The sequence below is a fragment of the Spongiibacter sp. genome (assembly GCF_041602295.1).
Taxonomy (GTDB): Bacteria; Pseudomonadota; Gammaproteobacteria; order Pseudomonadales; family Spongiibacteraceae; genus Spongiibacter.
In genome coordinates, this window is sequence record NZ_JBFIGO010000022.1 from 21,333 (window position 1) to 35,061 (window position 13,729).

15 protein-coding genes are annotated in these 13,729 nt (G+C 58.6%); 7 read left to right on the top strand and 8 right to left on the bottom strand.

Annotation, left to right across the window (positions count from 1 at the left end; translation table 11 throughout):
* Positions 1-633: a ribonuclease T gene (gene rnt / locus ABYM29_RS06045; RefSeq protein ID WP_372863403.1), complete on the top strand. Its 633-nt coding sequence runs from the start codon at positions 1-3 to the stop codon at positions 631-633.
* A gap of 100 nt (positions 634-733) precedes the next feature.
* On the top strand, positions 734-1,318 hold the full coding sequence (locus tag ABYM29_RS06050; RefSeq protein WP_372863406.1) for a superoxide dismutase: 585 nt from the start codon (positions 734-736) through the stop codon (positions 1,316-1,318).
* A 202-nt stretch (positions 1,319-1,520) separates the two neighbouring features.
* Here ABYM29_RS06050 and ABYM29_RS06055 read toward each other — a convergent pair whose 3' ends face one another.
* Positions 1,521-2,123: a peroxiredoxin gene (locus tag ABYM29_RS06055; RefSeq protein ID WP_372863408.1), complete on the bottom strand. Its 603-nt coding sequence runs from the start codon at positions 2,121-2,123 to the stop codon at positions 1,521-1,523.
* 233 nt (positions 2,124-2,356) lie between these two features.
* On the opposite strand from ABYM29_RS06055, the gene ABYM29_RS06060 reads away from it, so the two are divergent.
* Positions 2,357-2,554, top strand: a complete 198-nt coding sequence (locus tag ABYM29_RS06060; RefSeq protein ID WP_372863411.1) for a bacterioferritin-associated ferredoxin — start codon at positions 2,357-2,359, stop codon at positions 2,552-2,554.
* Positions 2,555-2,681: 127 nt separating this feature from the next.
* On the top strand, positions 2,682-3,161 hold the full coding sequence (gene bfr / locus ABYM29_RS06065) for a bacterioferritin (RefSeq protein WP_372863414.1): 480 nt from the start codon (positions 2,682-2,684) through the stop codon (positions 3,159-3,161).
* 51 nt (positions 3,162-3,212) lie between these two features.
* Here bfr and ABYM29_RS06070 read toward each other — a convergent pair whose 3' ends face one another.
* The 7 genes from ABYM29_RS06070 to ABYM29_RS06100 form a co-directional block, all read right to left on the bottom strand.
* Positions 3,213-3,680 (bottom strand): hotdog fold domain-containing protein, encoded by a 468-nt coding sequence (locus ABYM29_RS06070; RefSeq protein ID WP_372863415.1) that lies wholly within the window; start codon positions 3,678-3,680, stop codon positions 3,213-3,215.
* 99 nt (positions 3,681-3,779) lie between these two features.
* On the bottom strand, positions 3,780-4,535 hold the full coding sequence (locus ABYM29_RS06075; protein ID WP_372863442.1) for a PepSY domain-containing protein: 756 nt from the start codon (positions 4,533-4,535) through the stop codon (positions 3,780-3,782).
* The gene (locus tag ABYM29_RS06080; protein ID WP_372863418.1) at positions 4,535-5,116 is read right to left on the bottom strand and encodes an FMN-binding protein; all 582 of its coding nucleotides are present in this window, start codon (positions 5,114-5,116) and stop codon (positions 4,535-4,537) included. The genes ABYM29_RS06075 and ABYM29_RS06080 overlap by 1 nt, the downstream gene beginning before the upstream one ends.
* Positions 5,117-6,268: a porin gene (locus ABYM29_RS06085; RefSeq protein WP_372863445.1), complete on the bottom strand. Its 1,152-nt coding sequence runs from the start codon at positions 6,266-6,268 to the stop codon at positions 5,117-5,119. It abuts the gene before it with no gap.
* 253 nt (positions 6,269-6,521) lie between these two features.
* Positions 6,522-6,854 (bottom strand): Grx4 family monothiol glutaredoxin, encoded by a 333-nt coding sequence (grxD, locus tag ABYM29_RS06090; RefSeq protein ID WP_372863420.1) that lies wholly within the window; start codon positions 6,852-6,854, stop codon positions 6,522-6,524.
* 102 nt (positions 6,855-6,956) lie between these two features.
* Positions 6,957-8,489: a hydantoinase B/oxoprolinase family protein gene (locus ABYM29_RS06095; protein WP_372863423.1), complete on the bottom strand. Its 1,533-nt coding sequence runs from the start codon at positions 8,487-8,489 to the stop codon at positions 6,957-6,959.
* Between the two features lie 137 nt (positions 8,490-8,626).
* On the bottom strand, positions 8,627-11,023 hold the full coding sequence (locus tag ABYM29_RS06100) for a TonB-dependent receptor (RefSeq protein ID WP_372863425.1): 2,397 nt from the start codon (positions 11,021-11,023) through the stop codon (positions 8,627-8,629).
* 322 nt (positions 11,024-11,345) lie between these two features.
* Here ABYM29_RS06100 and ABYM29_RS06105 point away from each other — a divergent pair, with 322 nt between their 5' ends.
* The 3 genes from ABYM29_RS06105 to ABYM29_RS06115 all read left to right on the top strand — a co-directional run.
* Positions 11,346-12,536 carry an acetylornithine transaminase gene (locus tag ABYM29_RS06105; RefSeq protein WP_372863428.1) on the top strand — a complete coding sequence of 397 codons (1,191 nt, stop codon included), beginning with the start codon at positions 11,346-11,348 and terminating at the stop codon, positions 12,534-12,536.
* 33 nt (positions 12,537-12,569) lie between these two features.
* Entirely contained in the window at positions 12,570-13,475 is a 906-nt protein-coding gene (argF, locus tag ABYM29_RS06110; RefSeq protein ID WP_372863430.1) for an ornithine carbamoyltransferase, read from the top strand.
* Positions 13,476-13,510: 35 nt separating this feature from the next.
* On the top strand, positions 13,511-13,729 hold a 219-nt coding region (locus ABYM29_RS06115), incomplete at its 3' end, for an ATP-binding cassette domain-containing protein (protein WP_372863433.1).

The window sequence follows — 13,729 nt, forward strand, 5'->3', positions numbered from 1 at the left end:
ATGCCCATGAATGGCGAGAAAAGTTTGATCGCACAGCGCTTCCGCGGTTTTTTACCGGTGGTCATCGACGTCGAAACCGGCGGCTTCAACTGCCACACCGACGGCATTCTGGAAATTGGCGCCACCCTGCTGCGCATGGATGACGCCGGCAATTTGGAACCCGACGAAACGCTCAGTTACAACATCGAGCCCTTTGAAGGCGCCAACCTGGAAACAGCGGCCCTTGAATTTACCGGTATCGACCCCCATAACCCGGATCGCCAGGCCCAGAAAGAGGTCACGGTGATGGGCGAGCTAATGAAAAAAGTGCGCCAGCAAGTCAAGGCTCACGACTGCACCCGCGCCGTATTGGTCGGCCACAATGCCCACTTTGATCTCGGCTTTGTGCTGGCGGCCATCGAGCGCAGCGGCATCAAACGCAACCCCTTCCACCCGTTCTCGGTGATGGATACCGCGAGTTTAGCCGGGCTGGCCTACGGCCACACGGTACTGGCGAGGGCCTGCCAGCTGGCGGACATTCCCTTCGACAGCAACGAGGCCCACAGCGCGGCCTACGATGCCGAGAAGACCGCTGAACTATTCTGCCAAATCGTCAACCGCTGGCAGGATATGGGTGGCTGGCGCTGGGATTAACGCCCAGCTCGCCAATATCCCAAAACAACTTATCGTCACCGCGCCACTGCGGCGCGGTTATCAAGCAAGTAAAACCCACAATACGTCAGGAGAGACAGACATGGCTTTTGAATTACCGGCATTGCCCTACGAAAAAACTGCCCTGGAACCCCATATTTCCGCCGAGACGCTGGACTTCCACCACGGCAAGCACCACAACGCCTACGTGACCAAGCTCAACGAACTGGTACCGGGCACCGAATTTGAAGGCAAATCGCTGGAAGAGATCATCAAAAGCGCCACTGGCGGCCTGTTCAACCAAGCCGCGCAGGTATGGAACCACACCTTTTACTGGAACAGCCTGAGCCCCAACGGCGGCGGCGCCCCGACCGGCGAACTGGCTGCGGCCATCGATGCGAAATTCGGCTCTTTCGAGGAATTCAAAGCGGCCTTCAACGCCAGCGCCGTAGGCAACTTCGGTTCGGGCTGGACTTGGCTGGTCAAAAACAGCGACGGCAGCCTGGACATCGTCAACACTGACGACGCCGACACACCGATCGCCCGCGACGGCCAAACGCCGCTGTTCACCGCCGATGTTTGGGAACACGCCTACTACATCGACTACCGCAACGCCCGCCCCAAGTACCTGGAAGGCTTCTGGAACCTGGTGAACTGGGAATTTGCCGCAGCAAACTTTGCCGCCTAATCAGCGCTTAAATCGCCGGCCATGGGGCCGGACCTCAAAACCCCACCCCGGTGGGGTTTTTTGTGCCTTGCCAAAAAAGGGGGGATACAAGGCTCGGGCTTTCGCTGCCAGCCCTCTTCCAGCAAAAAGGCCCGATCACCTCACGGCAATCGGGCCTTTTCACACTGCTTATCTGGCGACCTAAGCCGCCAAAACAGCCGTTTTACAGCTTGTCAGAGTTCTCTGCCAGGTAAGCGGCAACACCCGTCGGCGACGCATCCATACCCTTGTCACCCTTGTTCCAGCCAGCCGGGCACACTTCGCCGTGCTCTTCGTGGAACTGCAGAGCCTCAACCAAACGCACCAGCTCGTCGACATTGCGGCCCAGCGGCAAATCGTTAACCAGCTGTGAACGCACCATGCCCTCTTTGTCGATCAGGAAAGCACCGCGGAAGGCCACGCCACCTTCAGCTTCTACGTCGTAGGCACGGCAGATGTCGTGACGCACGTCGGCAGCCATAGTGTAAGTCACTGCGCCGATACCGCCGTCATTAATAGCGGTGTTGCGCCACGCGTTGTGAGTGAACTGCGAATCGATGGAAACACTGATCACTTCCACACCCAGCTCGCGGAATTTATCCATGCGGTGTTCCAGAGCAATCAGCTCTGAAGGGCAGACAAAGGTGAAGTCCAGCGGGTAGAAGAACAGGATTGCGTACTTGCCCTTAGCGGCCTCGCTAAGCGTAAACTCATCAACGATCTCGCCATTGCCCAGTACCGCTGCGCAAGTGAAATCGGGAGCGGGTTTGCCTACCAGTACAGCCATGATGTAAACCTCCGGTTATTTGATTAGAAAGTGCTGAACGCACCGTGTAAAAGGAGTAGACCGGCAATGATACACGGCGCCACAGACCAATCCCATTGAAAATTCCAATCGCCGCCATAGCCCCAAACTATAAGAAGCAAATGAAATCACCAAAGACAATTGACAAGCATTCTCATTTTCATTACCTTTAGACTCCTGATCACAACACGGCTTTCACCACGGGTTCCAGCGCCATGTACGTTTGTCTCTGCAAAGGTATCACCGACACGCAAATTCGCGACGCCATCGACAATGGCCAAAGCAATTTCAGCGCGCTGCGCCGCGAACTCGACCTCGCCAGCCAGTGCGGCAAATGCGGCTCTCTGGCGCGCAGTATTTTCGACGATCACCTCAGCAACTACGACGAATCACTGTGTTACGCCGTCGCCTAAAAGCGATTGATAACGATTTCTCTTACCTTTATAAACTAGCATACAAATCAATCACTTAGCTTGACTTAACCGCCTTTTGCGGTCCACACTTGGGGCATTAAACTCGCCGCAATGAAAGGATCCTGCAATGAAAGGTGACGCTCAGGTAATCGCCCATCTCAACAAAGCTCTTGCCAACGAACTGGTCGCCATCAACCAGTATTTCCTGCACGCCCGCATGTACGAAGATTGGGGCCTGAAGGAGCTTGGCGAGCACGAGTACCACGAATCCATCGACGAGATGAAGCACGCCGACAAGCTGGTCAAGCGCATCCTGTTCTTGGAAGGTATCCCCAATCTGCAAGACCTCGGCAAACTGATGATTGGTGAAAACACCAAAGAAATGCTCGAGTGCGACCTCAGCCTGGAGCTGAAAGCGGTACCGGATCTGCGCGACGGCATCGAATATTGCGAATCAGTGAGAGACTACGGCAGCCGCGAGCTGCTGGAAGAGATTCTCGAATCGGAAGAAGAGCACATCGACTGGCTGGAAACCCAACTGAGCCTGATCGACAAGGTTGGCCTGCAGAACTACCAACAATCCATGATGGGCAGCGTCGGCGACTGAGCGCCGCCACACCGGCGCCCCGCCTGACGGGGCGCCCCTGCACGACAGCCCTCAGCTCTTGGGCTTAGCCGGCGACACATGCACGGCAATCTCAGCGGTAAAGACGACAGTGCCATCGGCCTCTTTCACCTCAACATTCACCGGCACCTCGCCCTTCTCCCCCAGCTCAACATCGCGCATGCTGGCATAACCGCGCAGTACACCTTTTGCGGGTTTCAGGTAGCGCACATTCATGCCGGCCGGAATCCAGCGCATGCCCTTGGGCATGGAGACCTCGGCGGTAATCCCCCCCACCACTTCAGCGAGGTTGCACAGCGCGATGGCATGCACCGTGCCGATATGATTGTGCAGCGCACGGCGCTCGCGAATGCGCACCACGCCACCGCCGACATCCAGCTCCTCAAACTGAGGAGAGATCGTCGAAAAATACGGCGCCTTCAGGCAAATCATTTTGGAAAACACGCGCTTGCCGCCGGGATAGGCCGACATTTTGCGCCACAGGTTTAATACAGAACTCATAACACCACCTCCAGGACAAGGTGGTCAGACTAACACCAGGGGACAGCCACGCCATTGACTACAGCTGCCGGCGACAACAGATTTACGGCCAAAATCCACCTAGTGGTGGCGCCAGCGCCCCGGCTTGGTAACCCAGACCCAAACGCCACTGAGTGCAATCAGCAACAATGCAATGGCGGCAATATCGACCACCAGCACACCCAGATCACCAAACAGCCTACCGCTGTGCAAATCCAGTAAGACCCGCTCCCAGCTCGGCCCCTTGCCGCGATGGCGCTGCTGCAAAAAGCTATTGAGTTCCGCCGGCGGCGGCGTCACCTGCGACCAACTCACCGCTGGCGGCTCGTCGGCAATACTAAACTGCAAACTCAGCGGCTGATATTGATACACCCGCTGGCGATCGCGCAAATACAGTCGACCATTTTTTTCCGCCACCGCGCCCAAGCCCTGCGGCAAGCCATAACTGGCGGTGACATCATCGAGCAAGGCGCCGGCGCCGCTGAACACCAGCAGCCGCTCCTCACACAGGGCGTAGATCTCATCAACCAAGGCGACCGCACCTAACAAGGCGCCCTCGCAAAGCTGCAATGGCTGCGTATCGAGATACAACATGCTGTCGCCAGCCTGACTGAGAAAACGCCCGCCAAGCGCAAAACTGCGCTGTTCTGCCGCGCGGATGCCATACAGGCTCAACAGCCAATCCTGATCCACATGGCGCTCATTCAAAGACCAGCCATCGCTGTGATTAATCGCAATGCCCGTAAACACCAGGTTGACCACAAACAGCGCCAGCACCACACCAATGCGGCGATGCCAGCGCAACAGCAGCAGCCGCCAGCGGCGGTGCCCCGTCATCACGGCGCGGCGCCTTCAGGCTGCGGCGGCAGCGCTTCGCGGGCCAACAACAGTGCCAGCCTTGCGACATGAGTCACCGCCCGCACCGACAGGGTGGCACCGGTAATACCGTCAACATGGCGATTCAAGGCCCGCTGTTCATTGAGGCCCGCGCCGACATACTGCCGAGTAAAGAAAGGATGGCGCACTTCCCAGCCGCGACTTTCGCGGAAGGCGAGAATATCGACCCGGCGTATTGCCTGCCGCTCGACCACCACACCAATAGTGATCGGCATTTCCTTGCCAATCTCATCGAGGATCCAGGCACTGCGCTCACCCTGCTGCCAGTAACGCACCCGCAACAAGGGGAAATCGCGGCCGGTTAGGCGGCGGATCTCCTGCTTGAGCGGCGCCGGCAACCAATACACCTTGGCCTGCGGCTGCTCACCGTCAAACGCTGCGCTCAAAAAATCGCCAACACTGAGGTACTGACCCGCCTCGCTGGCCAGCAGCGGCCGGGCAAACAAGGCGCACAATACAAAAACGACAACAGCGGGCAAGGGCCCGCTGCTGGTATTGCAGTTAACAAGCTTAGCTAACAATCAAAAGCTCCAGCCAATGCCAAAGTTAACCGCATCTTTGTTGCTGTTGCGGGTATCGGCGATATCCGCCTTCAGCACAACATTGGGCACCAACCAGTAGTTCAGACCCAGATCAATCTGCTCGACCTCGGTGTCAGTCGCACTGTTTGCCTTGTTGTCCCACTCGCTCTGGCGAACGAAAACACCCAGCTTGGGAGTCACTTTATAGGACGCTTCCAGGTAGTTGCCGTCCTGCTTATCAGAACCCGCGGCAGCAAACGCATCACCGTCGATATCCCACTGGGCTGCCAGCGCCGTCAGGGTCAAGCCGCCAACGCGGTAGCGAGCGTGCGCCTCGTACAAAGTGGCTTCGCCACCACCCACTGCGCCCTGCGTAATGTCTTGCTGCTGCTGCACTGCGGCAGCCAGCTCCAGACCCGCCACGCCGTTGTAGGCCAGACGCGCCGTGTAGGCCAGATCTTCAGCCGTGGCCTTGGCAGACTTCTGACGGCCACCGCGCACGCTGCTGCCGGGAGTCGCTTTCAGGCCGCTGTGCACCGCCACGTTGTAGTTCAGGCCGGGAGCGATTTCGCCGTTGACCATCACACCGGTTTCCCACCAAGTGGCCGGAATAATGTTTTTCTCAACATTGTTGCGCTCAACACCGTAAAAAGTGTCGGGCTCATGGGTTTCATTGATGATACCCATCGGCACCAGGAACTGACCCATAGTCAGGCTGTGACCCTGGGTGAAATCCCAAGCGATGTAGGCCTGCTCCAGCTCCACTTCACCGGGCTTGCCCTCACCAGACAGGCCGTGCTCCACTTCCAGCTCAGAGAAAAAGCGCACGGTGTCGCTGAATTGATGACCGATAAACAGCACAAAACGGTGGGCGTCAACTTTGTCGTCGCCATCTTTAAAGTGATTGAAGTGATGCTCGCCATAGCCGCCAAGAGTGGTTTTGCTCGCCCAGCTGGCAATTGTCGCCGACTGTTCTACAGCATCGGCAGTGGCATTGAGCTTGGCGTCAGCCTCAGCCTGCTCCAGCTTCAAACGCTCAATTTCGCGCTGCTGCTGCTTGATAATGGTCCACATTTCCGCAGAGCTGGGAGTCTCGGCAAATGCCACAACAGGCAGAGCGGCCATTGCGATAGCCAGGGCAGTTTTCTTCATCACGTAAATATCTCCATCAAAGTGGGAGCGTCTGTCGGCCAGTCTGCACCGCCGTGGGGACGCACTGAAATCTGGCGGGGATAATAACAAGTCACAAAGCAAACGAAAAGCATTCTCATTAGTAATTGCAACAAAAGCTGTTCGCCGCGGTCCAAGCCCGACTAGTTTTGACTCAAAAAAAAGCCCGGCAGCTCTCTTCAGCCATAAAAAAACCCGGCACAGCGGCCGGGTTTTTTTATGGCAACAGCGGCAATCAGCCGGCGTCGGGCTGTTCTGCCACCGCTTCTTTAATCAGCGTTTGCAACTCGCCGCTCTCGTGCATTTCACAGATAATGTCGCAACCGCCGATCAGCTCACCCTTTACCCACAGCTGCGGGAAGGTCGGCCAGTTAGCGTACTCGGGCAGTTTGGCGCGAATTTCCGGATTGGCGAGAATATCGACAAAGGCAAAGCGCTCACCGCAGCCCATCAGCGCCTGCGAGGCGCGAGCCGAAAAGCCACACTGCGGCTGATTGGGGGAGCCCTTCATATAGATAATGATGGGGTTGTTGTCGATTTGCTGCTTGATCGCGTCGATAGTATCCATTGAGCACCTGCCGTGTCGGCGTCCGGCAAGCCGATGAATAAAAAGCCCGGACAATTTCAGCCGCCTATTCTACCAATCTTGGCAGGCAAAAGTCATCCGCGACTAGAGCCGCCCCCAACCGCCGCCGCCGGGCGTGGCAATACTGAGGCGGTCACCAGGCGCCGCATCCGCGCTGACTTTCGCCGGCAACAACTCACCGTTTAAGCGGTTTTCGCCACGGGCCGCCGCCGCGCCACCCGCCAGCCCCCAGGGGGACACGCGACGGCGCTCGGTAAGCAGGGTAAATCGCGCGGCCGCCAAAAACTCAAACTCACGAATCAGCCCATCGCCACCGCAGTGCCGCCCCTCGCCGCCACTCCCCCGCCGCAAGGCATAGCGCACAATGCGCAGCGGGTAGTGCATTTCTAAACTTTCAATCGGCGTATTCAGGGTATTGGTCATATGACACTGCACAGCACTCAAGCCCGCCCCGGCGCTGTGCCCGCCGCTGCCACCGGCCAGGGTTTCGTAGTAATGCCAGGGCCGGCCCTGGCGCGACCCCATTGCCACATTATTCATGCTGCCGTGGGCCGCTGCGGGAATCAGCTCAGGCACCGCGCGCGCCAAGGCACCCAACACCACATCGCAGGCGCGCATTGACGTTTCCACATTGCCCGCCGCCACCGCAGCCGGGCGCCGCGCATTGAGCAGACAGCCCTCAGGCACCCGTAAACTAATGGGCCGAAACAGGCCGGCACACACCGGCGCCTCATCGGGCATTAAACAGCGAAATACGTAATACACCGCCGCTGCGGCGACCGAATGCGGACAGTTGATATTGCCCGCCACCTGCTCGGCAGTGCCGCTAAAATCCACATGGGCACGGCCGTCGGCCAGTGTCAGCTCGACAACAATCGCCAGATCCTGATGACCAAAACCATCGTCGTCCATCACATCACTGAATTGGTAGCGACCACTGGGCAAGTCGGCCAGGCGAGCGCGCGCCAGCTGCTCGGCATAATCCTGCAGCTGCGCCACCGCACCGGCAAAGGCCACCGGCAGGGCATTGATCACCTCATCAAGGCGCATCAGGCCACAGCGATTGGCACTGATCTGGGCAATGAAATCACCGTGTTCGCCCTCGCCAAACCAGTCGTTCAGCAACTGCCGCTGCAGCACCCCGCCACGCTGCAGCAGGGTCGGCGGAATGACCACCCCCTCTTCGTCCAAGCTGCGCGACAGCGGCATCGAACCCGGCGTCTCGGCGCCGATATCGGCGTGGTGGGCGCGATTGGCAATAAACGCCTGTAACTGGCCGTCGCGAAAATAGGGCGCGATCACTGTCACGTCTGGCAAGTGGGTGCCACCGAGAAAGGGGTCATTCAGCACCAGCATATCGCCCGGCGACCAGTCGCAGGCACCGACAATATCCGCCATCGCATAGGCCATGCTGCCCAGGTGGACAGGAATATGCGCGGCCTGCGCGCACAAGGCCCCGCGGGCGTCGAAAATCGCGCAGGAAAAATCCAGGCGGTCTTTAATGTTTGGTGAAAATGCCGCGCGCTGCAGCACCGCGCCCATTTCTTCGCACACCGCCTCCAGGCGGCTGACAAATAGGCCGAGCTTAACGGGATCAAGTTGCTTAGTGCTGGGCATGGGGTCACCGCGAGACATCGATAGAGCGCTATTATCGCCAATGCGCCGCCCATAAGCCAAACAAGCGCACAAACAAAAGCGGCCCCGAAGGGCCGCCGCTGAGAACTCTGGTTCTCTATATAGAAGGTACAGAGACCTTAGAAGTTATAGCGCGCCGAAACACCGACGGTGCGCGGCTGATTCACATGGTGGCCAACACGGGCCGAGCCGCCCCGCTCGGTATCCAGTGACAACTGCGCCTGCTCATTGGTGGCGTTGCGCACAAACAGAGCGGTATCCCAGTTGTCATTGCGCGCGCCGAGGCGCAGATTCACGATCTGGTAACCACCCTGCTCACGGTCGTACTCAAAGGTCGACTGCGTCAACGGGCCGCCAACACCAGAAAACAGACTGGCAACACCGCGGCCGCCATTCTCCTGATCGGCCAGCTGGGTATGCCGCGCACCAACATTTTGGTAGGTGGCATTAAAATAGCCCTCCCATGTTTCAAATACCGGGAAATAGTAAGTCGCCGTAGCGGCCAACTCAAAACCCGGCGCCGTGGGCAGCTCATTACCCTCTCGAATGCCGCCAACCACACTGGTCACATTGTTGTTGTCGGTAGAGGTCACATCGGAGTCGATCTCGGCGCGCACATAGCTCGCCGACAAGCCAAACTCAAAATTGCTCAGCGGCCTGACAAACAGCTCCATTTCCATCCCGGCGCTGTGGGCCTCGGGCACGTTATACACGATCCGCGACGAACAAGTACCGGCATTCACCGTGGCTTGCAGGTCTTCAATATCGCTGTAAAACGCCGAAATATTAAACGTGCCGGCGCCGCCAAACAGCGTCATTTTGCTGCCCACCTCATAGTTGGTGAGGGTTTCGTCTTCAAAGCTGTCGTTGCCGCCAAAGGTCGCCTTGTCTGACGGCGAACACAGCGGCTCGTTTAGCGGGTCATTGATGCCACCCAGGCGAAAGCCCCTCGATACCTGGGCATTGAGCATGACATCGCTATTGACGTCGTAGCGCAACATCACCCGGGGTGAAATCCCATCGGAAGATACCTTGCTCTTCTGATTCAACACGCTGGCATTGTAAATACCGTCAAAATTCAGCGTGCGCTGCTCTTCGTAGTCAAAGAAGCGCGCGCCCACCACCAGCATCGTTTTATCGTTTAGGTCATAGGACACCTCACCGAACACCGCATATTGCTCAAGCTGATAGGGGATATCTGAATAAAACAGCTCGTCCACCGCATTCGCCCCGAGAGTCTCCCCCGGATCAGTAGAATCCGGCGCCGTCGTGCGGGCGCTGGCATCGTAGCCATCAACTTGCAGTGACTGGCCGTAGCGGCGTTCAACATCGCTATAGAAGAGCCCCGCCACCCACTGCAGCGGACCATCAAGTCCGCTGAGGCGCAATTCCTGCGTCACGACTTCGGCTTCGGTTTCGTCAAACAGCGGCGCATCGAGGGTGTAGTTCGCCTCATTTTCCCCAAACGAACCGCCAGTGATACTGGCGTTCAACGCCGTGGCGTCGCGCACCACCAACACATCGCGGTCGGTGTAAGAACTCACCGAGGTCAGCGTGAGGTTTTCATTAATGTCGTAGTTGATGGTCAGATCGACCAACAGAAAGTCATCTTCAAAGCTTTCTTCTAACTGGGTGAATTGCTGGTAGTCACCCAGCACTACCGGCGCACGGCTGGTAGTAAACGGGTTAGCCAGAATATTGTAGTCGTCTTCGCGGTTAAAACCGTCCATGTCGATCGTCTGGAAAACCACCCGCGGGGTAATGTTCAAGGCATCATTAGGCTGGAAGCTCAGGGCGATACGGCCACCGCTGCGCGTGCCCTCATTGACGTCTTCATTAACGCTGCCGCCGGGCTGCAGGGCATCGATATAGCCAGCGTACTGCTGGGCGTAACCCACGGCGCGCAGTGCCAGCGTGTCACTCAGCGGCACGTTGATGTGCCCCTTTATGCTGCCCCCTTCACTGCCCTCGTCAACCGTTTCACCGCCCACTTGAATAGAGCCGCTGAGTTCATCGGTGGTGGCGGCATTACTGATATAACGCACCGTGCCCGCCAGCGAGCCCGAACCAAACAGGGTGCCCTGCGGCCCGCGCAGCACCTCGACCCGGTTAATGTCGTAAAAATCCAGATCCGGGGTAAACAGTGACATCGAAATCACCGATTCGTCGAAATACACCCCCACCTGCTCTTTAACCCCCGGCTGGTCGCGCACAATCTGCCCCGCAGAAATCCCACGGATCGACACCTGACTCTGGCCCGGCCCCAGATTCTGGATGGAAATGCCGGCAACATTGGTCGCCATCGACTCAAGATCGGTCGCACCGCTCTGCTTGAGCTTGCCCTCGGTCATCGCGGCGATGGAAAAGGGCACATCTTGCAGCGTTTCCGACTGCTTCCGCGCCGTCACCAACACCTCTTCCAGCACGTTGCTGTTACCCTGCGCAAACGCCGTAAGCGGCATTGCCACAGCGGCCAGCGCCAGTGCGGACAAACGAAATCTTCGCGGATGAATCATCGTTTACTCTCCCCAACCTCAATTATTATTTTTTGTAAAAACATTAAGTTAGATGTTTGAACAAACTTACTTATAGCAAACATCGGGGAGATTGCCCTATCGCCTCTCCCGCCCCCATATGTTTACAGCTAAAACACCTCGCTGCCTAGCCCCGCCGCACACTCGCAGCCCGCCAGCAGCCAGCACCGGCAAATGTCTGCGGCCCCTAGAATTTACAAAAGCTTCCTTATATGATTACTCCCTTATTTTTTGGGCAGCACTGGCTGCCTTTTTGCGTTCTAGGATTCCCGCGGCCGCCCGCGAGATCAGGAGACCCTTTGCAATGACACTGCCCGCGTTAATGAACACCTATGGCCGCCTGCCCGTCAGCTTTGTGCGCGGCGAAGGTGTGCGTCTGTTCGACGAGCAGGGCAAAGCCTACATCGACGGCATCAGCGGCATCGGCGTTAACGCCCTGGGCCACGCTCACCCGGCCGTTACCGAGGCCATTCAACAGCAGGCCGGCCAGCTGCTGCACACCTCCAACCTCTATAATGTGCAGCGCCAACAGGAACTGGCCGAAGCCCTGCGCGATGCCAGCGGCATGGACAATGTGTTTTTTGCCAACTCCGGCGCCGAAGCCAATGAAGCGGCAATTAAATTGGCGCGGATGCACGGCCACCAGCGCAATATCGACACCCCCCATGTCGTGGTGATGGAGCAGGCCTTCCACGGCCGCACCCTGGCCACCCTGACCGCGTCTGGCAACCGCAAAATTCAAGCCGGCTTCGAGCCCCTGGTACAGGGCTTTATCCGCGCCCCCTTCGGCGACATTGACGCCTTGGAAAACATTGCCAAAAACAACGACAGCGTCGCCGCTGTGCTGCTCGAACCCATTCAGGGCGAAGGCGGCCTCTACCCGTTGCCCGACGGCTTTTTGAGCCAGCTGCGCGCGCTCTGCGACCGCTACAACTGGCTGTTGATGCTCGATGAAGTACAAACTGGCAACGGCCGCACCGGCAAATACTTTGCCTGCCAACACGACGGCGTGATTCCCGACGTACTGGTCACCGCCAAGGGCCTGGGCAACGGCCTGCCGATTGGCGCCTGCCTGGCGCACGGCAAGGCCGCTGAACTGTTTCAACCCGGCAATCACGGTTCCACCTTTGGTGGCAACCCACTGGCCTGCGCCGCCGGCCTGGTGGTGGTCAACACCGTGAACAGCCCGGCCATGCTCGCCCAGGTCGCCGACACTGGCGACTACCTGCAGCAGCAGCTCCGCCAACGTCTGGCCGACGCCAGTCATGTCAAAGAAGTGCGCGGTCGCGGACTGATGATCGGCATCGAGCTGGACAGCCCCTGTGGCGGCCTGGTGAAACAGGCGCTGGACCAAGGCCTGCTGATCAACGTCACCGCAGAACGGGTGGTGCGCCTGCTACCACCTCTTATTATTAGCCGGCAGGACGTCGACGCGCTGCTCGACATCCTCTGCCCACTGATTCTTCAGTGGCCCGCCCAATCCGGTGCCGCCTAAGGCACCGGTCTATGCAGCAAAGGTAGCCGCCACATGGCCTTGAGACACTTCCTGACCCTTAACGACCTCAGCCCTGCCGAGTTGGATCACATCATCCAGCGCGCCATCGAATTGAAGGCCGAACACCGGGCGCGACGCCCCAGCGTGCAGTTTCCCAACTATGTGCTGGGCATGATTTTCGAAAAAGCCTCCACCCGCACCCGCATCTCCTTTGAGGCGGGTATTGCCCAGTTTGGCGGCCACGCCATCTTCCTGTCGCCCCGCGACACCCAGCTGGGCCGCGGCGAACCCACCGAAGACAGCGCGCGAGTCATCTCGTCGATGTGCGACATCGTGATGATTCGCACCTTCGAGCACAGCATCATCGAAAAATTTGCCGAGTACTCCAGTGTGCCGGTAATCAACGCCCTGACCGACGACTACCACCCCTGCCAGCTGCTGGCCGACATCCAAACCTTTGTCGAGCACCGCGGCAGCATCAAGGGCAAGCAGGTCACCTGGGTGGGCGACGGCAACAATATGTGCCAGTCCTATATCAACGCCGCCATGCAGTTCGACTTCCAGCTCAACATCGCCTGCCCCGAGGGCTTTGATCCCCGCGCCGACCTGGTGGCTGCGGCCGGCGACCGGGTAACAATACTGCGCGACCCCGTGGCCGCCGCCAAACATTCCGACCTGCTGGTCACCGACGTGTGGGCCTCGATGGGCCAGGAAGAAGAAAAAGCCGAGCGCCGCCGCAAGTTGGCCGGCTACCAGATCAACAGCGAGTTGATGTCCCACGCCAAGCCCGACGCCCTGTATATGCACTGCCTGCCGGCCAAGCGCGGCGAGGAAATCAGCGCCGAGCTGATGGACAACCCCAACACCGTGATCTGGGACGAGGCCGAAAACCGCCTGCACGCGCAGAAAGCACTGATGGAATTTTTGCTGACCCAGTAAACCGCGCCGCCGCGACCAAGCTCAAAGGAGCGCCCTTGCTACAGGTTCAGGACATCCAATGCCGCTACGACGACCACGAGGTCGTCAAGCAGGTCAGCTTTCACGTCAACGACGGCGACATCTGCAGCCTGCTCGGCCCCAGCGGCTGCGGCAAGACCACCATCTTGCGCGCCGTTGCCGGCTTTCAGCCCCTGCACCGGGGCCAGATTCTGCTCAACCAGCAGTGCCTCAGCCAACCCGGCCAGCAACTGCCC